The sequence below is a fragment of the Streptomyces sp. NPDC041122 genome, assembly GCF_055592445.1.
In genome coordinates this window covers 81,988-98,635 of the sequence record NZ_JBVIYQ010000007.1, presented here as the reverse complement: position 1 = coordinate 98,635, position 16,648 = coordinate 81,988, and the positions used below count along the sequence as shown (strand labels likewise).

General features: G+C 71.3%; 14 protein-coding genes and 2 pseudogenes. 5 read left to right on the top strand and 11 right to left on the bottom strand.

All coding sequences use genetic code 11. The annotated features are described in order from the left end of the window. Window position 1 precedes the first annotated feature (1 nt). Entirely contained in the window at window positions 2–1,282 is a 1,281-nt protein-coding gene (locus tag ACZ6B8_RS24785) for an extracellular solute-binding protein (RefSeq protein ID WP_471071760.1), read from the bottom strand. 244 nt (window positions 1,283–1,526) lie between these two features. Here ACZ6B8_RS24785 and ACZ6B8_RS24780 point away from each other — a divergent pair, with 244 nt between their 5' ends. Beyond that, complete coding sequence (locus ACZ6B8_RS24780) at window positions 1,527–1,745, top strand: dodecin (RefSeq protein ID WP_471071763.1); 219 nt, start codon at window positions 1,527–1,529, stop codon at window positions 1,743–1,745. Between the two features lie 67 nt (window positions 1,746–1,812). Here ACZ6B8_RS24780 and ACZ6B8_RS24775 read toward each other — a convergent pair whose 3' ends face one another. Further along, entirely contained in the window at window positions 1,813–2,301 is a 489-nt protein-coding gene (locus ACZ6B8_RS24775) for a phosphatase domain-containing protein (protein ID WP_471608662.1), read from the bottom strand. 42 nt (window positions 2,302–2,343) lie between these two features. Between ACZ6B8_RS24775 and ACZ6B8_RS24770 the strand changes: the two genes are divergently transcribed. Continuing rightward, window positions 2,344–3,429: an LLM class flavin-dependent oxidoreductase gene (locus tag ACZ6B8_RS24770; RefSeq protein WP_471608661.1), complete on the top strand. Its 1,086-nt coding sequence runs from the start codon at window positions 2,344–2,346 to the stop codon at window positions 3,427–3,429. A gap of 224 nt (window positions 3,430–3,653) precedes the next feature. Next, a pseudogene (locus ACZ6B8_RS24765) lies at window positions 3,654–3,840 on the top strand (IMP dehydrogenase); the annotation flags it as partial. Window positions 3,841–3,866: 26 nt separating this feature from the next. On the opposite strand, the gene ACZ6B8_RS24760 reads toward ACZ6B8_RS24765, so the two are convergent. Further along, on the bottom strand, window positions 3,867–4,184 hold the full coding sequence (locus ACZ6B8_RS24760) for a hypothetical protein (protein WP_471608934.1): 318 nt from the start codon (window positions 4,182–4,184) through the stop codon (window positions 3,867–3,869). 265 nt (window positions 4,185–4,449) lie between these two features. Here ACZ6B8_RS24760 and ACZ6B8_RS24755 point away from each other — a divergent pair, with 265 nt between their 5' ends. Continuing rightward, window positions 4,450–6,807, top strand: coding sequence for an ATP-binding cassette domain-containing protein (locus ACZ6B8_RS24755; protein ID WP_471608660.1), 2,358 nt, complete (start codon window positions 4,450–4,452; stop codon window positions 6,805–6,807). A 269-nt stretch (window positions 6,808–7,076) separates the two neighbouring features. Here the strand turns inward: ACZ6B8_RS24755 and ACZ6B8_RS24750 are convergent. The 4 genes and pseudogenes from ACZ6B8_RS24750 to ACZ6B8_RS24735 form a co-directional block, all read right to left on the bottom strand. Next, a pseudogene (locus ACZ6B8_RS24750) lies at window positions 7,077–7,418 on the bottom strand (AMP-binding protein); the annotation flags it as partial. A gap of 79 nt (window positions 7,419–7,497) precedes the next feature. After that, window positions 7,498–8,244 carry a succinate dehydrogenase/fumarate reductase iron-sulfur subunit gene (locus tag ACZ6B8_RS24745; protein ID WP_471071781.1) on the bottom strand — a complete coding sequence of 249 codons (747 nt, stop codon included), beginning with the start codon at window positions 8,242–8,244 and terminating at the stop codon, window positions 7,498–7,500. After that, window positions 8,241–10,199 carry a fumarate reductase/succinate dehydrogenase flavoprotein subunit gene (locus ACZ6B8_RS24740; protein ID WP_471608659.1) on the bottom strand — a complete coding sequence of 653 codons (1,959 nt, stop codon included), beginning with the start codon at window positions 10,197–10,199 and terminating at the stop codon, window positions 8,241–8,243. Before ACZ6B8_RS24740 ends, ACZ6B8_RS24745 begins: the two co-directional genes overlap by 4 nt. Window positions 10,200–10,202: 3 nt before the next feature. Then, window positions 10,203–10,910, bottom strand: coding sequence for a succinate dehydrogenase (locus ACZ6B8_RS24735; protein WP_471608658.1), 708 nt, complete (start codon window positions 10,908–10,910; stop codon window positions 10,203–10,205). Between the two features lie 95 nt (window positions 10,911–11,005). Between ACZ6B8_RS24735 and ACZ6B8_RS24730 the strand changes: the two genes are divergently transcribed. Continuing rightward, window positions 11,006–11,881 carry a LysR family transcriptional regulator gene (locus tag ACZ6B8_RS24730; protein WP_471071790.1) on the top strand — a complete coding sequence of 292 codons (876 nt, stop codon included), beginning with the start codon at window positions 11,006–11,008 and terminating at the stop codon, window positions 11,879–11,881. Between the two features lie 23 nt (window positions 11,882–11,904). Here ACZ6B8_RS24730 and ACZ6B8_RS24725 read toward each other — a convergent pair whose 3' ends face one another. From ACZ6B8_RS24725 to ACZ6B8_RS24710, 4 genes are all read right to left on the bottom strand, one after another. After that, complete coding sequence (locus ACZ6B8_RS24725) at window positions 11,905–12,189, bottom strand: DUF3303 family protein (protein WP_471071793.1); 285 nt, start codon at window positions 12,187–12,189, stop codon at window positions 11,905–11,907. A gap of 82 nt (window positions 12,190–12,271) precedes the next feature. Then, entirely contained in the window at window positions 12,272–14,407 is a 2,136-nt protein-coding gene (locus ACZ6B8_RS24720) for a putative bifunctional diguanylate cyclase/phosphodiesterase (protein WP_471608657.1), read from the bottom strand. Next, window positions 14,404–15,216: an SAM-dependent methyltransferase gene (locus tag ACZ6B8_RS24715; protein WP_471608656.1), complete on the bottom strand. Its 813-nt coding sequence runs from the start codon at window positions 15,214–15,216 to the stop codon at window positions 14,404–14,406. The genes ACZ6B8_RS24720 and ACZ6B8_RS24715 overlap by 4 nt, the downstream gene beginning before the upstream one ends. Window positions 15,217–15,429: 213 nt before the next feature. Further along, window positions 15,430–16,422: an SCO0930 family lipoprotein gene (locus ACZ6B8_RS24710; RefSeq protein ID WP_471608655.1), complete on the bottom strand. Its 993-nt coding sequence runs from the start codon at window positions 16,420–16,422 to the stop codon at window positions 15,430–15,432. Between the last annotated feature and the right edge of the window lie 226 nt (window positions 16,423–16,648).

Here is a 16,648-nt window from a genome sequence, read left to right as displayed (position 1 = left end):
GTCACAGCCCTCCGAGGTTCAACGCCCCCGTGATGCGGTCCGACGCCTCGCGCGCCTCGGCCGCCGGGTCACCGCCGGTGAGGACCTTCGTCATGTACCCCTTGATCGGGTTGTCCGCCTCGACGGCCGCCCAGCGGGGCGAGTTGGGGGTCGCCCGGCCGTTCGCCGCGCCGACGGCCATCGCGGCGACGCCGTCCTCGTCGGCGACCGCGGAGGCCAGCTTCGCCTTGTTCGGGACGTAGTTCATGGTCCGCGCGAGGTCGGTCTGCCACTTCTTGCCCGCCAGCGCCTCGATCACCTCGACCGCGCCCTTGTGGTCGTCGCTGCGCTCCGGCACGACGAGGTCGGAGCCACCGGTGAAGACCGCGCCCGGCTTGCCCGCCTTCTTGCCCGGCACGGGGAAGTAGCCGAGCTTGCCCTTCAGTTCGGGGTTCTGCTCCTCGATGGCGCGGGCCACGCCGGGCACCGCGACGAGCTGGGCGACGTCGCCCTTCGCGAACACCTTCGCCTGCGACGGATGCTCCTCGTCGGAGTCGCGCGGGCCGTCGCCGAGCGCCTGCAGCCGCTGGTAGAACTCCATGCCGCGCAGGGCCGCCGGCGTGTGCAGGGTGCCGCGCCAGTCGCCGGACGACTCCTTCGTCTCCTTGGCGAGGTCACCGCCCTCGTCCCAGATGAATCCGGCGAGCGTGTACCAGTCCTGGCCCGCGAGGTAAATGCCCTGCTTTCCGCCGGAGTTGAGCTTCTCGGTGGCCGTGATCCACTCCTCGCGGGTGCGCGGCGGACGCGTGACGCCCGCCCGGGCGAACAGGTCCTTGTTGTAGATGACGACGCGGTTGGCGGCGTACCAGGGGATCCCGTACTGGGCGCCGCGGTAGCGCCCCGGCTCGGCGAGGCCCGGCAGCCAGTCGTCCATGCCGAGGTCGCGGGCGGACTCCAGGGTGAGGTCGTACAGGCCGCCCTCGTCGACGTACTGGGCGACCTGGGTGTTGCCCACCTCGATGACGTCGGGGCCGTCCCCGCCCTCGTCCTTGAGCGCCTTCTTCACCTTGCTGCCGATGCCGGTCCACTCCTGAACGCGGATGTCCAGGTCGATGTCGCCGTGCTCTTTCTCGAAGTCCGCGGTGAACCGCTCGACGAACTCGGGCGACGCGCTGCCCCGCATCAGCCAGACCGTGACGGTCTTGGTGTCGTCGCCGCCTGGGAGCACCCCGCAGCCGGCGAGCAGAACGGTGGAGGAGAGCGCGAGGGCCAGGGACACGGCGGCGCGGCGGTGCGGGTTCACGTGGGTCACTTTCTACCTGTGGACAGGGAAGGTCAGCCCGACGCGGGGGGATGAGCTCTCGGCTCGAACGGGTTACTGGCTGGATTTTGGTATGTACCAATGATCCGGTCAAGGGGTAGGCCGGTGATCCCGTCAAGGGGTTGGACTTTGATTCCGTCAAGGGGTACGCCGTCTCGCGCGCGGGGGCGCGCTGGTGCACCGTGGAGTGACGGCACCACCCCGACGGGTCCGGAGGAATATCTTCATGTCGAACCACACGTACCGCGTCACCGAGATCGTCGGCACGTCCCACGAGGGAATCGACCAGGCGATCCGCAACGGCGTCGAGCGGGCCTCGCAGACGCTCCGTTCACTGGACTGGTTCGAGGTCACGCAGGTGCGCGGCCACATCGAGGACGGCCAGATCAAGCACTACCAGGTGGGCCTCAAGGTCGGGTTCCGGCTGGAGGACGGCGACGTGTAGGCGCTGCGCGGGGCGCGGTCTCTGCGCGGTTCCCCGCGCCCCTTGGGCTGTGGGTTTCGGGCGGGGGTCAGGTTCTGCCCTCTTGTTCCTGCGCCTTCTTCAGCTCGGGGGACGTGTTCGCCCAATGGGCGTGGATCACCTTGAAGCCGGCGCGCCGCGCCTCCGCGCAGACCAGTTCGTCGTCGTCCACCAGCATGCGGATCTCGCGCGTGCGGGCCATGGAGCGGAGGATCTCCAGCTTGGTGAGACGGGCCGGGCGACGGTCACGGTCGGGCCGCATCCAGACGCGGCCGTCCGGGAGGCCCTGGCGGGACAGCCACTCCACCGGGTCCGCCCGGCACCGCTCCGGGCGGCCCGTGAGGTACACGACCTCGCACTCCTCGGTGGCGGCGAGGGCCAGCTCGACGCCGCGCGCCAGCGGCGGGTCCTGGGGCGCCGCCGCGAAGAACGCGTTCCAGTCGCGCCGCTCGCCCTCCAGGTACCGCTGCCGGTGCGCGGTGTCCGCGAGGGTGCCGTCCAGGTCGAACACGGCCAGAGGTCTGCTGTCGTCGGTCACACCGACAGGGAATCATGACGGCGCCGCGGTGTTGAAGTGCAAGTGAGCTCAGTGATCGCAGAAACCCGGTTCTCCGTCCTCGACCGGTCCCGCACCCGTGAAGGGCACGACGACCCCGAGGCGCTGCGCGACACCGTGCGGCTGGCGCAGGACGTCGAGGCGCTCGGCTACCACCGCTTCTGGGTCTCGGAGCATCACGGCGTCCCCGGGGTCGCGGGGTCGGCGCCCACGGTCCTGGCGGCGGCCGTCGCGGCGGCGACCCGCACCATCCGGGTCGGCACCGGCGGCGTGATGCTGCCGAACCATCAGTCGCTGGTCGTGGCGGAGCAGTTCGGGGTGCTCGAATCGCTGTTCCCCGGCCGGATCGACATGGGTCTCGGCCGTTCCGTCGGCTTCACGGACGGGGTGCGCAAGGCGCTGGGCCGCGGCAAGCACGACGCCGAGGACTTCGCGGACCGGCTCGCGGAACTGCTCGCGTGGTTCCGCGGCACGTCCGGCACGGGCGTACGGGCCCGCCCCTCCGAAGGCCTGACCGTGCCGCCGTTCGTGCTCGCCATGGGCGAGGGCGCGACGATCGCCGCCGAGGCGGGCCTGCCGATGGTCATCGGCGATCTCCGGTCCCGCGACAAGATGCTGCACGGCATCGACCGGTACCGCGCCGCCTTCCGCCCCTCCCCCTGGCTGTCCGAGCCGTACGTCGTGATCTCGGGCAACGTGGCGGTGGCCGAGACGGAGGAGGCGGCCCGGCGGCTGCTCCTGCCGGAAGCCTGGTCGATGGCGTACTCCCGTACGCACGGCACGTTCCCTCCGCTCGCGCCGGCCGAACGCGTGGCGTCGCTGACCATGACGGAGAAGGAGCGCGGCTTCTACGAGGCGGGGCTGCGGGGTCAGCTCTACGGCACGCAGGAGCGGGTCGCGGATGAGCTGGAGGAGGTGCTCAAGGAGAGCGGCGCGCAGGAGGTCCTGGTCACGACCAGCACATACGACCGCACGGCCCTCCTGGACTCCTTCCGCCGCCTGGCACGGTTGGCGGACCTGACACCGGGCGCAGACGCCGGGCCCGGCACCCCGCGTACGCGCGGGAGCGCCGCCGACGCGCACGACCTAGAGCGCGAAGATCACGGGTGACCGCGACGCCTGCCCTCACCACTCCGTATCGCCGCGAGGATGTTGACAGTGAGCGTAGACCAGCTCCTCACGGAGCATGGGCGCGAGTTTGCTCCTCAACCCTGTCGTGGTCCGCAACCTGAAGAGTCGCCCCGGCCACCTCGTCTCAGGAGAGCCGGTGCCGATGCGCCTGCCCGGGGTGCCCGTACGCCGACGGCACCCTCGTCAGGTGCGGTCACCGCCGGCGTCGGCTCGGGACCGAGCGGATCGTGCTCGCGTGGCCGCCACGCGTCCCGTACCGACCTGGGGCGGCACTTCGGCGCCACGGGCGTCGTCGCCGAGCGCGGCGCGGAGGGCGCCGCCCGGATCCACGAGCTGACCGGTGGCGTGGTGAAGGTCATCGAGGCCGTCGGCATCCGCCCGGCCCTGGACAACGACGCCGCGGTGCCGCGGGCAGGTCACGCCGGTGCCGACACCTCCGCCGACGGGCGGCGGCCGATCGCCGACGCTATGGCCCGGACCACCCCGGACGGGCCCGTCACGGGCGTGCTGACGCGCAGCTCGTCGCAGGCCGCACGCCAGGTCCGGGAGGGCGGCGCGATGATCGAGTTCGTCTCCTTGACGGCACGGATGATCCAGACGCGGCCCTCGGGGTCCTGCGCCGCGTACTCCAGCGTGGGCCGCTGCTGCACGGTGTAGAGCACGCCCTGCTCCTTCAGCTCGGTCTCCAGCGCAGCGGCCTGGTCGGGGCTGGGGTGGGTCGGGTGCACGGTCATGCGCAGAGGAGCCTTTCGGGAGGGGACGGTGCGGCGGGCCCGAAGGTGACGCCGCTCACGTTCGTACCTTCAACGTAAAAGCCCCGGGAAGCGGCGGGTAGAGGGCAAAAGACCCCTGCGCACGGGCAGAGGTCTCGACCGCCGGGCCCGTCGGCCGCCTCCCGCGGGCCGGCTGCCCGCCCCTGGGAAAGCGCAGGTGAGAGCCGTGGGCGCCCGGCGGGGGCGTTGTATCGTGGGTGTCCCCGAGCCGCGTACGGAGCCCTCCATGCACAGCCCCCACGATCCGTTCGTACGTGTCCGGGGCGCCCGGGAGCACAACCTCCGGGGCGTCGACGTGGACATCCCGCGCGACGTGCTCGCCGTCTTCACCGGCGTCTCCGGCTCGGGGAAGTCCTCGCTCGCATTCGGGACCATCTACGCCGAGGCGCAGCGCCGCTACTTCGAGTCCGTCGCGCCGTACGCCCGGCGGCTGATCCACCAGGTGGGAGCGCCGAAGGTCGGCGAGATCACCGGGCTGCCGCCCGCCGTCTCGCTCCAGCAGCGCCGCTCGGCGCCGACCTCCCGCTCCTCCGTCGGGACCGTCACCACGCTCTCCAACTCCCTGCGGATGCTCTTCTCCCGCGCGGGCAGCTACCCGGCGGGTGCGGAGCGGCTCGACTCGGACGCGTTCTCGTCGAACACGGCGGCCGGCGCCTGCCCCGCGTGCCACGGCCTGGGCCGGGTCCACCGCACGACGGAGGAGCTCCTCGTGCCCGACCCGTCGCTCTCCATCCGCGAGGGCGCCATCGCCGCCTGGCCCGGCGCCTGGCAGGGCAAGAACCTGCGCGACGTCCTGGACGCCCTCGGGTACGACGTGGACCGGCCGTGGCGCGAGCTGGCGCGGCAGGACCGGGACTGGATCCTGTTCACGGACGAGCAGCCGGTGGTGACCGTGCACCCGGTCCGCGAGGCGGGCCGGATCCACCGCCCCTACCAGGGCACCTACATGAGTGCCCGCCGCTATGTGCTGAAGACCTTCGCGGACTCCAAGAGCCAGACGCTGCGCGCCAAGGCCGAGCGGTTCCTGGCGAGCGAGCCGTGTCCGGCGTGCGGCGGGAGCAAGCTGCGCCCGGAGGCGATGGCGGTCACGTTCGCCGGCCGGACGATCGCCGAGCTCGCCGCGCTGCCGCTGTCCGACCTCGCCGACGTCCTCGCGAGCGGCGCGGACACTTCGGAGACCGCCCGGGTGCTGACCGAGGATCTGCTCGCACGCATCGCGACCGTCACCGAGCTCGGCCTCGGCTACCTCAGCCCGGACCGCGCGACGCCCACCTTGTCTGCGGGCGAACTGCAGCGGCTGCGCCTGGCGACCCAGCTGCGCTCGGGGCTCTTCGGAGTGGTGTACGTCCTGGACGAGCCGTCCGCGGGCCTGCACCCGGCCGACACCGAAGCCCTGTTGACGGTCCTCGACCGGCTCAAGGCGGCCGGCAACTCCGTCTTCGTCGTGGAGCACCACCTCGACGTCATGCGCCACGCGGACTGGCTCGTCGACGTCGGCCCGCAGGCCGGCGAGCACGGCGGACGGGTGCTGCACAGCGGCCCGGTGGCGGAGGTCGAGGGCGTCCGCGCATCGGAGACGGCTCGTTTCCTGTTCGGCCGGAACACCTCTCCGGTACGTGAAGTGCGGCATCCCAAGGGGTGGTTGAAGGTCGGGCCGGTCACCCGCCACAACCTGCGCGAGGTGACGGCGGAGATCCCGCTCGGCGCCTTCACCGCCGTCACCGGCGTCTCCGGCTCGGGGAAGTCCACGCTCGTCGGCGAGATCACCGAGGAGCTCCCGGGCGTGGGCCGGCTGGTCCGCGTCGACCAGAAGCCGATCGGCCGCACTCCCCGCTCCAACCTGGCCACGTACACCGGCCTCTTCGACGTCGTGCGCAAGGTCTTCGCCGCCACGGACACGGCGAAGGAGCGCGGCTACGGCGTGGGCCGCTTCTCCTTCAACGTGGCGGGCGGTCGCTGCGAGACCTGCCAGGGCGAGGGATTCGTCAGCGTCGAGCTGCTCTTCCTGCCCAGCACCTACGCGCCCTGCCCGGACTGCGCGGGCGCGCGCTACAACCCCGCGACGCTCGAAGTGACGTACCGGGACCGGAACATCGCGGAGGTGCTCGACCTGACCGTCGAGGCGGCCGCGGAGTTCTTCGCGGACACCCCGTCGGCCGTGCGCAGCCTGCGCACGCTCCTCGACGTCGGTCTCGGCTATCTGCGGCTCGGCCAGCCGGCCACCGAGCTGTCGGGCGGCGAGGCCCAACGCATCAAGCTGGCAAGTGAGTTGCAGCGGGTCGGGCGGGGGCACACGCTCTATCTGCTCGACGAGCCGACGGCCGGCCTGCACCCGGCCGACGTCGAGGTGCTCACCCGGCGCCTGCACGAACTGGTCGACGGCGGCAACTCCGTGGTCGTCGTCGAGCACGACATGGCGGTCGTGGCGGGCGCGGACTGGGTCGTCGACCTGGGCCCGGGCGGCGGCGACCGCGGCGGTCTGGTCGTGGCGGCCGGCACCCCGGCCGACGTGGCGCGCGCCGAGGGCAGCCGCACCGCACCGTATCTGGCCCGCGCGCGGGGCGAGGCCGACGGCCGGGGCTGACCGGTTGCCCGCACGGGGCGCGACCCGGCCGACGTGGGGGGGGGGCGGGTCCCGGCCTCACCTCCGGGATGCGTGCCGCTCGCTCCGGCGGGGCAGGACGCAGGGGCCTCGGAGGACGGCGGTTTGGGCCGGACTGCGAACTGAGCGTCCCCGCGGCCGTCGTGATCGGCGGCGCCTCGCTCTCCGGCGGCAACGGCTCCATGATCGGCACGCTGCTCGGCGCCTGCCTGCTCGGCGTGCTCACCAACGGCCCGCCGCTGATGGGGGTATCGGACTTCCCGTGCCTCCGAAGCGAGTTCAGCGAGCGAGCCGGAGTGGATCAGGACGGCCGCCCCGCAGTCCCGCACGATGTGGGCCACGTCGTCGGCCCGCAAGTGGTGGTTGACGGCGGTGAGGTACAGCCCCGAGCGCATGGTCGCCCAGTAGACCTCCAGGGAGCGCGGGTCGTTGTCGCAGAGCAGGGCGACGTGCCCGCCCCGGCGCAGCCCCGCGGCCCGCAGATGATCCGCGAGCCGCAGGGAGCGGTCTTCGAGCTGTCCGTAGCTGAGGGTCCGGGTGCCGTCGGCGGTGACGACGGCCGTCCTGGCGGGGTCGTACGCTCCCGGATACATGCGGGCGAAGGTACGCGCCCGCAAGGGGCGCGGGGAACTGCGCGACCAGCCACAAACGACCCGCGCCCGGCATCGGGAACTACCGGCTCACCTTCCGAGTGGCCCTCAGCCACTCCTTGTTCATCGCCGCGATGGACGGCAGCGGAATGCCCTTCGGGCAGGCGGTCGCGCACTCACCGGCCAGCGTGCAGCCGCCGAACCCCTCCTCGTCCATCTGCGCGACCATGTCCAGGACGCGGGTCTCCCGTTCGGGGGCGCCTTGCGGCAGGACGTTGAGGTGGTTGACCTTGGCGGAGGTGAAGAGCATCGCCGAGCCGTTGGGACAGGCCGCCACGCACGCCCCGCAGCCGATGCACTCGGCGTGCTCGAAGGCGAAGTCGGCGTCCGGCTTGGGCACGGGCGCGGCATGCGCCTCGGGCGCGGAGCCGGTGGGCGCGCTGATGTAGCCGCCGGACTGGATGATCCGGTCGAAGGCGGAGCGGTCGACCACCAGGTCCTTGACGACGGGGAAGGCCGCGGCGCGCCACGGCTCGATGTCGATCGTGTCGCCGTCCTCGAAGGACCGCATGTGGAGCTGGCAGGTGGTGGTGCGCTCGGGGCCGTGCGCGTCGCCGTTGATGACGAGCGAGCAGGCGCCGCAGATGCCCTCCCGGCAGTCGTGGTCGAAGGCGACGGGGTCCTCGCCCTTGACGATGAGCTCTTCGTTGAGGGTGTCGAGCATCTCCAGGAACGACATGTCGGTGGAGATGCCGTCCACTTCGTACGTGGACATCGCGCCGTCGGCGTCGGCGTTCTTCTGGCGCCAGACGCGCAGGGTGAGCTTCATGCGTAGCTCCGCTGAGTGGGGTGGACGTACTCGAAGACGAGGTCTTCCTTGTGCAGGACGGGGGCGGCGCCGGTCTCGGTGAACTCCCAGGCGGCGGCGTAGGAGAACGCCTCGTCGTCGCGGGCGGCCTCGCCGTCGGGCGTCTGCGACTCCTCGCGGAAGTGCCCGCCGCAGGACTCGGCGCGGTGCAGGGCGTCGAGGCACATCAGCTCGGCGAGTTCGAGGTAGTCGACGACGCGGTTCGCCTTCTCCAGGGACTGGTTGAACTCCTCGCCGGTGCCGGGGACCTTGATGCGGCGCCAGAACTCCTCGCGGATCTGCGGGATGCGCTCCAGCGCCTTGCGCAGTCCGGACTCGGTGCGGGCCATGCCGCAGAACTCCCACATGACTTCGCCGAGTTCGCGGTGGAAGGAGTCGGGGGTGCGGTCGCCGTCGACGGACAGGAGCAGGTTCAGCCGGTCCTCGGTCTCGGCCATCGCCTCCTGTACGACGGGGTGTTCGGCGCCGACTTCGTCCTGGTGCGGATGGCGGGCGAGGTAGTCGTTGATGGTGGAGGGCAGCACGAAGTAGCCGTCGGCGAGGCCCTGCATGAGGGCGCTCGCGCCGAGCCGGTTGGCGCCGTGGTCGGAGAAGTTGGCCTCGCCGACCGCGAAGAGGCCCGGCACCGTGGTCTGCAGGTCGTAATCGACCCAGAGCCCGCCCATCGTGTAGTGCACGGCAGGGTAGATCCGCATCGGCACCTCGTGCGGGTTCTCCGCGGTGATCCGCTCGTACATGTCGAAGAGGTTGCCGTACTTCTCCTCGACCTTCTTCCTGCCCATCCGCTGGATGGCGTCGGCGAAGTCCAGGTAGACGCCCTGGCCGCCGGGGCCCACTCCCCTGCCCTCGTCGCACACGTTCTTGGCGGCGCGGGAGGCGATGTCGCGGGGCACGAGGTTGCCGAAGGACGGGTAGATGCGCTCCAGGTAGTAGTCGCGCTCGTCCTCGGGGATCCGGTGCGCCGGGCGGTCGTCGCCCTTGGCCTTCGGGACCCAGATCCGGCCGTCGTTGCGCAGCGACTCGCTCATCAGGGTCAGCTTGGACTGGTGGTCGCCGGTGCGCGGGATGCAGGTGGGGTGGATCTGGGTGAAGCAGGGATTGGCGAAGTAGGCGCCGCGCCGGTGGGCCCGCCAGACGGCCGTGGCGTTGGAGTTCATGGCGTTGGTCGACAGATAGAAGACGTTGCCGTAGCCGCCGGAGGCGAGGACCACGGCGTCCGCGAAGTAGGTGTCGATCTTGCCGGTGATGAGGTCGCGGGCGACGATGCCGCGCGCCCGCCCGTCGACGACGATCACGTCGAGCATCTCGGTGCGGGGGTGCATCTCCACGTTCCCCGCGGCGATCTGCCGGCTGAGCGCCTGGTAGGCGCCGAGCAGCAGCTGCTGTCCGGTCTGCCCGCGCGCGTAGAAGGTGCGGGACACCTGGACACCGCCGAAGGAGCGGGTGTCGAGGAGGCCGCCGTACTCGCGGGCGAACGGCACGCCCTGCGCCACGCACTGGTCGATGATCTCGACGGAGATCTGCGCGAGCCGGTGCACGTTGGACTCGCGGGCGCGGAAGTCGCCGCCCTTGACGGTGTCGTAGAAGAGCCGGTGGACCGAGTCGCCGTCGTTGCGGTAGTTCTTCGCGGCGTTGATGCCGCCCTGCGCGGCGATGGAGTGAGCGCGGCGCGGCGAGTCCTGGTAGCAGAACTGCACGACGTGGTAGCCCTGTTCGGCGAGGGTGGCGCCCGCGGAGCCGCCGGCCAGTCCGGTGCCGACGACGATCACGGTGTGCTTGCGGCGGTTGGCCGGGTTGACCAGCTTCGCCTGGAAGCGCCGGGTGTCCCAGCGCTCGGCGATCGGCCCGGAGGGCGCCTTGGTGTCGGCGAGCGGCTCGCCGGTCGTGTACGCGGAGTACTCACTGGAGTGGTTCATGGGTCAGCTCACCAGTCCGGTCATGACGGCGACGGGTACGGAGACGAAGCCGAGGGTCAGCACCACGGCGAGGACGTTCGCGAGGGGCCTGAGGACGCGGTTGCGGGTCGCGGTGCCGACGCCCAGGGTCTGCGCGGCGCTCCACAGGCCGTGCCGGACGTGGAAGCCGACGGCGGTCACGGCGACGATGTAGATGACGTTGCCGTACCAGGTGGAGAAGGTGTCGATGACGTTCTGGTAGGGCTTCAGGTGCTCGTAGCCGGCCGGGTGCACGGTGCCGGTCGTCAGGTCGAGGACGTGCCAGACGATGAACAGCGCGATGATGATGCCGCCCCAGCGCATGGTGCGGGTGGCGAAGCTCGCCTCGCGCCGCTTGTGCACGTACGGGGTGGGGCGCGCCCGGATGTCGCGGCGGCTCAGCTGGTACGCGGAGACGGCGTGGGCGACGACCGCGGCGACGAGCACCACGCGGACCAGCCAGAGCGTCCACTCGTAGTGCATGAAGGGCTCGCCGACCGTGCGGAGCCAGTGCGCGTAGTGGTTGATCTCCGCCGGGCCGAAGAAGATCTTCAGGTTCCCGATCATGTGCACGAAGAGGTAGAGCAGCATGATCAAGCCGCTCACCGCCATCACCGTCTTCTTGCCGATGGTGGAGTCCCACAGCGTGCGGGTCATGGACGGCCGTTTGTCCGTCCGCGTTGCCAGAGCCATGTCAGAGACGCTACGGCCGAAGGTCCCGATCGGTCCAAGAGATGGTTCGGCTCATCTCGATAGCCCGCGCCTATCGAGCGTCGTATCGTGGCCGTATGCAATTCCAGCAGCTGCACTACTTCGTGGCGGTCGCCGAGACCCGGCACTTCACCCGCGCCGCGGAGGAGGTGCACGTCTCCCAGCCCTCGCTCTCCCAGCAGATCAGGGCCCTGGAGAAGGAGCTGGGCGCGGAGCTCTTCAGCCGGGCGCGCGGCAACATCGCACTGACCGACGCGGGCGAGGCGCTGCTTCCGCTGGCCCGCCGGATCCTCGCCGACGCCGACACCGCGCGGATCGAGGTACAGGAGCTGGCGCAGCTGCGCCGCGGCCGCATCCGTCTCGGCGCGACCCCGAGCGTGTGCACGGGCCTGCTCCCGGACGTGCTGCGCGCCTTCCACGACCGGCACCCGGGCATCCAGCTCCTCATCGAGGAGAGCGGCTCGCACGATCTCGTACGGGAACTCGCGCGCGGCGCCCTCGACCTGGCCCTGGTGGTCCTGCCCCTGCCCACCCCCTCACCGGCGCTCACCACGATCGAGCTGCTGCGCGAGGACCTCGTCGTGGTGTCGTCGCCGCAGTCACGGAGCCTCGGCCGCTCGGTGCGGATCGCGGATCTGCAGGGCGAGCGGCTCGTGATGTTCCGGCACGGCTACGACCTGCGGGAGCTCACCGTCACCGCGTGCCGCGCCGAGGGTTTCGAGCCGGAGTTCGCGGTGGAGGGCGGCGAGATGGACGCGGTGCTCGGTTTCGTACGGGCCGGTCTCGGCGTCGCGGTCGTGCCGCGCATGGTCGCCGAGCGCGCGGGGCCCGACCTGCGGATGACGCCGCTGGCCAGGCCGAGTCTGCACCGCACGATCGCGCTCGCCCACCGCAGCGACGTGGCACCGCCGCGGGCGGCTCGTGAACTCCAGCGGATGCTGCTGGCGCGCTGACGCGCTCCCGCGCTGCCGCGGCGTCAGTGGCCCAGGGCTTCGAGGCCCTTGCGCAGGTCCTCCGCGTTCATCACGGGGTAGATCTCTATCTCCGCGCCGACCTCGCCGAAGAGCGGCTCGGTGATGGACGGCATGTCCGACGTGTCCTGCATGTCGAAGACGAAGGTGCAGCAGCGGCCGCCGTCGCCCGGCCCGAAGTAGGCCGCCTCCGGCTTCAGCCGCTCCGTCAGCGCGCCCATCATCTTCGGCAGGGCTCCGCTCTTGATCGCCTCGTTCGCGGCCTGGGTGTCCAGACGTGCTCTCAACATGACCCTCATGGGACTCACTTCCTCCCCTCCAGAGTCCCGCCGTCCGCCCGCCCCCGCACCTCAGGCCGGGCGGACGGCGTGGTCAGCTGATCGCGTCCGCGAGGGCCAGTTCGTGCAGCTGGTCCGGCGGTCCCGGCCGCGCGTAGTACCAGCCCTGCGCCGTGTCGCAGCCCAGCTCCCGCAGCTGGTCCGCCTGGGCGCCCGTCTCGACGCCCTCGACGGTGACCGCGAGGTCGAGGCTGTGGGCGAGCGCCACGATCCCCTCGACGATCTTCAGGTCGACCGGGTCGGCGGGGAAGTGCTGCATGCCCTGGGTGAACGAGCGGTCCAGTTTGAGCACGCTCACCGGCAGCCGCCGGAGGTTGGCGAGGTTGGAGTAGCCGGTGCCGAAGTCGTCGAGCGCGATGTCCACGCCCATCTCCGCGAGCCTGCGCAACGGCTTGAGCAGGTCGTCGTCGGCTCCTATCAGCGCGGACTCGGTGACCTCCAGGCAGAGGGCGCCCGGCTCCAGCCCCTCGCGCTCCAGGATGTCGACCGTGTCGGAGACCAGGCCCGGGTGGGCGAGCTGCATGGGCGAGAGGTTGACGTTGACCCGCAGCGGCCCGGCGGCGCTGTGCCGGGCCTCCCAGCGCCGCGCCTGACGGACGGACTCCTCGAGGACCCAGCGGCCGAGCGGCACGATGAGGCCGGTGTGCTCGGCGAGCGGGATGAAGCGGTCCGGGCCGATGATGCCGTGCTGCGGGTGCAGCCAGCGCACCAGCGCCTCCGCGCCGCGCACGCTGCCGTCGCCCAGGTGCACGAGCGGCTGGTACTCGATGAAGAACTCGCCGCGCTCCAGGGCTGCGGGCAGCGCGGTGGTCAGACCGTGCCGGGTGATGGCGCGGGCGTCGGCCTCGGGGTCGGCGAGTTCGTAGCGGTTGCCGCCCGCGGACTTGGCGCGGTACATCGTGATGTCGGCGCTGCGCAGGACCTCCGCGGCGCCGCGCTCGCCCGCCGGGCCCTCCACGATGCCGATGCTGCCGCGCACGGTCAGTTCGCGGCCGTCGACGCGGATCGGGGTGGCGAGCGCGTTCATGATGCGGCCCGCGAGCTCGTCCACCTCGGTCTCGGTGTCGGGGCCCGTGGTGAGCGCCACGAACTCGTCGCCGCCGAGCCGGGCCACCATCTCTCCGGGGGCCGTCGCGCAGGACTGCAGCCGGTCGGCGACCTCGACGAGCAGCCGGTCGCCGGCCGCGTGGCCGAGGCTGTCGTTGACGGTCTTGAACCCGTCGAGGTCGAGGTAGCAGAGCCCGAACCGGGCGCTGCCGCCCGCCGAGAGGGCCTTCTCCAGGCGCTCGAAGAACAGGGTGCGGTTGGGCAGCCCGGTGAGCGCGTCGTGCGTGGCCTCGTACCGCAGACGGAGATTGAGCAGCCGGCGCTCGGTGGTGTCCTCCATCAGCGCCAGCTGGTACTGCGGCAGGCCGTCCGCGTCGCGCAGCAGGGAGACGGTGAGGTTGGTCCACAGGACGGTGCCGTCGGGGCGGTAGAAGGCCTTTTCCACCCGGTAGTGCTCGCGCTCGCCGCGGACCAGTTCCTCGTAGAGCTTCCAGACGTGGGGCGAGTCGTCGGGGTGCGTCCACTCCCCCACGTTGCGCCCGCGCAGCTGGTGCTCCAGGCCGCCGAACATGCGGATCAGCGCGTCGTTGACCTCCAGGACCGTGCCATCGAGGTCGGCGATCCCGATGCCGATCGCGGCACCGTGGAAGACGGCACGGAACCGCGCCTCGCTGGCGTGCAGGGCCTCGGCGACGGCGCTGCGCGCGCTCAGCGCGGCCCGCGAGATCGCCTCCTGCTCGACGAGGGTGCGCTCGCGCAGCGCCTGGGCGAACCCGGCGGCCATGGCGTGCTGGATCCGCGCGGAGCGGGCCCGCAGCTCCTCGCGCGGGCCGTCGCCGCCGCAGTACAGGACCAGGTAGGCGTCGACGCAGTCGAGCGTGCGGCTGAGCGCATCGGGGTCGGTGCAGTGCGTGCCGACGAGCGCGGCGCCGACGGCCTGGCTCTCCGCCGCATCGAAGACGCGCTCGCGCAGCGCGTCGCACAACCGCCGGGCGAGCGGCACGAGTTGCTGTTCGAACTCGGGACGGGTGAGCGAGGTGGCGGTCACGGGGAAGATCGCACGGCTCCAGATGGTGGCGAACCTGCGGATTCTCCCCTCCGGTCCGTCCTGTTCGCCGCTCAACGCTTCCGTCCCACGCCCGCGAATCCCGAGAAGGAGTAGGGATCCTCCTCCTCGGGCGCCGTGTCGGGCCGCCAGTGCGGCATCGGCACCAGGCCGGGTTCCACCATGTCGTATCCCTCGAAGAACCGCGCGATCTCGTCGCGCGAGCGCATGATCAGTGGATTGCGGATGTCCTTGTATACACCGACCGTCCGGCCGGCCTGCTCGGGGGGGACGGGGATCCCTTCGTACGAGGCGTGGCTGACGACCAGGAGGCTGCCGGGCGCCGTCGCCTCCCGGAGCTCGGCGACCGCCGCACGAGGATCGTACGCGTCCTCCAGGAAGTGCAGGACGGCGACGAGGAGCACCGCCACCGGGCGGTCCAGGTCGAGGACGTCCGTCACCTCCGAACTGCCCAGAATGTCCCGGGGCTTGCGCAGGTCGCCGGCGACGGCCGCGGTCCGCTCGGTGCCCTCGAGCACCGCCTGGCCGTGCGCCACGGCGACCGGGTCGTGGTCCACGTACACGACCCGGGCCTCGGGGCTCGCCTCCTGCGCCACCTCGTGCACGTTGCCGAAGGTCGGGATGCCGGAACCGATGTCGAGGAACTGGGTGACGCCCCGGCCGACGGCGTACCGCACCGCGCGCCGCATGAAGGCCCGGTTGGCCTGCATGACCTTCGGCAGCCCCGGCATGAACTCCATCGCCTTGCGGGCCGCCTCCCGATCCACCTCGAAGTTGTGCGAACCGCCCAGGTAATAGTCGTAGATGCGGGACACGCTGGGCATCGAGATGTCGATGCCGAGCGGTGCCCAGGCGGGACGCTCCATCAAGACTCCAAGGCGTAGGGGGGTGGCGCAGGCGTTCCGATGTTCGAGGGTGAGGCTACTGATCGTCCGCCAAGGGGGCGAGTCAAAACGGAAATTCGCCGTCCGTTCTCGGTCACTGCCTTTGGCAAGTGCCGTGCGCCACACCACGGACCGGCCCGCCCCCTCCCTGTGATATGGGAGGAGACGGGCCGGTCTGTCCGTACGCCGTGCGGACTACTTGGCCGCGCCCACCGGCTTCCCCTGCGGGCTCGCGGCGTACCAAGTGCCGCCCACGCCCTGGCCGTTGACGTCTCCGGGCTTCTTGTCGCCCGCGAAGGTGTACAGCGGCCAGCAGTTGATCGTCTGCTGCTTCCCTCCGTCGGGCCGGTTGAAGACGATAAAGCCTTTCTCGAGGATTCCTCGAGTGTCGTTCTTGGCCACGGGCGCCACGACGGGCCACTTCTTCAGGCACGCGCCGGTGCACGCGGACTTCATCGGCCAGGCGGAGTCCTTGGTGAAGCGGTAGACGGTCATGCCGTTCCTGTCGACGACGATCTCACCGAGCTCGGGGTCCTTGCGGGTGGAGAGCCCGGCCGGGTCGACGGGCGCCGCACCGGCCGCCGAAGGCGCCGCCTTCTTGCCGTCGGGGGCCGCGGCGTACCAAGTACCGCCCACGCCCTGCCCCTTGGCGTCGCCGGGCTTGGCGTCCTGCGCGTACCGGTACATCGGCCAGCCGTCGATGGTCAGCTGCTTGGTGCCGTCGGCGGTGGTGACCTCGCCGAGCAGGGACGCGTCGACACCGGGCGCGACCTCGGCGCCGTCGGCGGGGACGGCGGGCCACGCCTTGAGGCAGGCGGCCGCGCAGTTGGACTTGGGCGGCTGGGCGGTGTCCTTGTCGAAGCGGTAGAGGGTGAATCCGGCGCTGTCGGTGACGACCTTGCCCAGCTTCTTGCTGTCCCACACCGCGAGTTGCCCCGCGGACTTCGCCTTGGCCCCCTTGTCGGCGGCTCCGGAGTCCGACCCGTACCCGTCGCCCGACCCGTACCCGTCGTCCGAACCGTAGCCGTTGTCCTTCGCGGGCGCCTGGTTGCCCACGTTCTGCCCGTTCGGGGACTGCTCGCCCTTGTCCTGGCCGCACGCCGTAGTCAGCGCCAGCAGGGCCGCGGCTGTCGCCACGAGCGAGGCGCCCCGCCAGGCTCGGGGGGAACCCCCACTTGGATGCAGCATCGTTGACTCCCACTGTCCACAGAGGTGTTGTGGCGCCCGAATGCGTCACACATGGCCCTAGGTACGGGAGCGGGCGGTCGCCGCGTTCAACCGCGTCACAAGATTCTTTGGCCCGGAGGACCGCCACCAGGACGGGTCACGCGGCGTCAAACCCCTTACGTTCGCGCATACTTCCTTCGGGTCATTCGGGGGCTTCTCCGGCGTGGCGGACCGATCCGCGGCCCAT

Excerpts from the sequence above, each read along its gene's own strand:
- ACZ6B8_RS24780 (WP_471071763.1), top strand. The coding sequence starts at position 1,527 with ATGTCGAACCACACGTACCGCGTCACCGAGATCGTCGGCACGTCCCAC.
- ACZ6B8_RS24725 (WP_471071793.1), bottom strand. The coding sequence starts at position 12,189 with ATGTTGAGAGCACGTCTGGACACCCAGGCCGCGAACGAGGCGATCAAG.
- ACZ6B8_RS24740 (WP_471608659.1), bottom strand. The coding sequence starts at position 10,199 with ATGAACCACTCCAGTGAGTACTCCGCGTACACGACCGGCGAGCCGCTC.
- ACZ6B8_RS24760 (WP_471608934.1), bottom strand. The coding sequence starts at position 4,184 with ATGACCGTGCACCCGACCCACCCCAGCCCCGACCAGGCCGCTGCGCTG.
- ACZ6B8_RS24730 (WP_471071790.1), top strand. The coding sequence starts at position 11,006 with ATGCAATTCCAGCAGCTGCACTACTTCGTGGCGGTCGCCGAGACCCGG.
- ACZ6B8_RS24745 (WP_471071781.1), bottom strand. The coding sequence starts at position 8,244 with ATGAAGCTCACCCTGCGCGTCTGGCGCCAGAAGAACGCCGACGCCGAC.
- ACZ6B8_RS24715 (WP_471608656.1), bottom strand. The coding sequence starts at position 15,216 with ATGGAGCGTCCCGCCTGGGCACCGCTCGGCATCGACATCTCGATGCCC.
- ACZ6B8_RS24735 (WP_471608658.1), bottom strand. The coding sequence starts at position 10,910 with ATGGCTCTGGCAACGCGGACGGACAAACGGCCGTCCATGACCCGCACG.
- ACZ6B8_RS24710 (WP_471608655.1), bottom strand. The coding sequence starts at position 16,422 with ATGCTGCATCCAAGTGGGGGTTCCCCCCGAGCCTGGCGGGGCGCCTCG.
- ACZ6B8_RS24755 (WP_471608660.1), top strand. The coding sequence starts at position 4,450 with ATGCACAGCCCCCACGATCCGTTCGTACGTGTCCGGGGCGCCCGGGAG.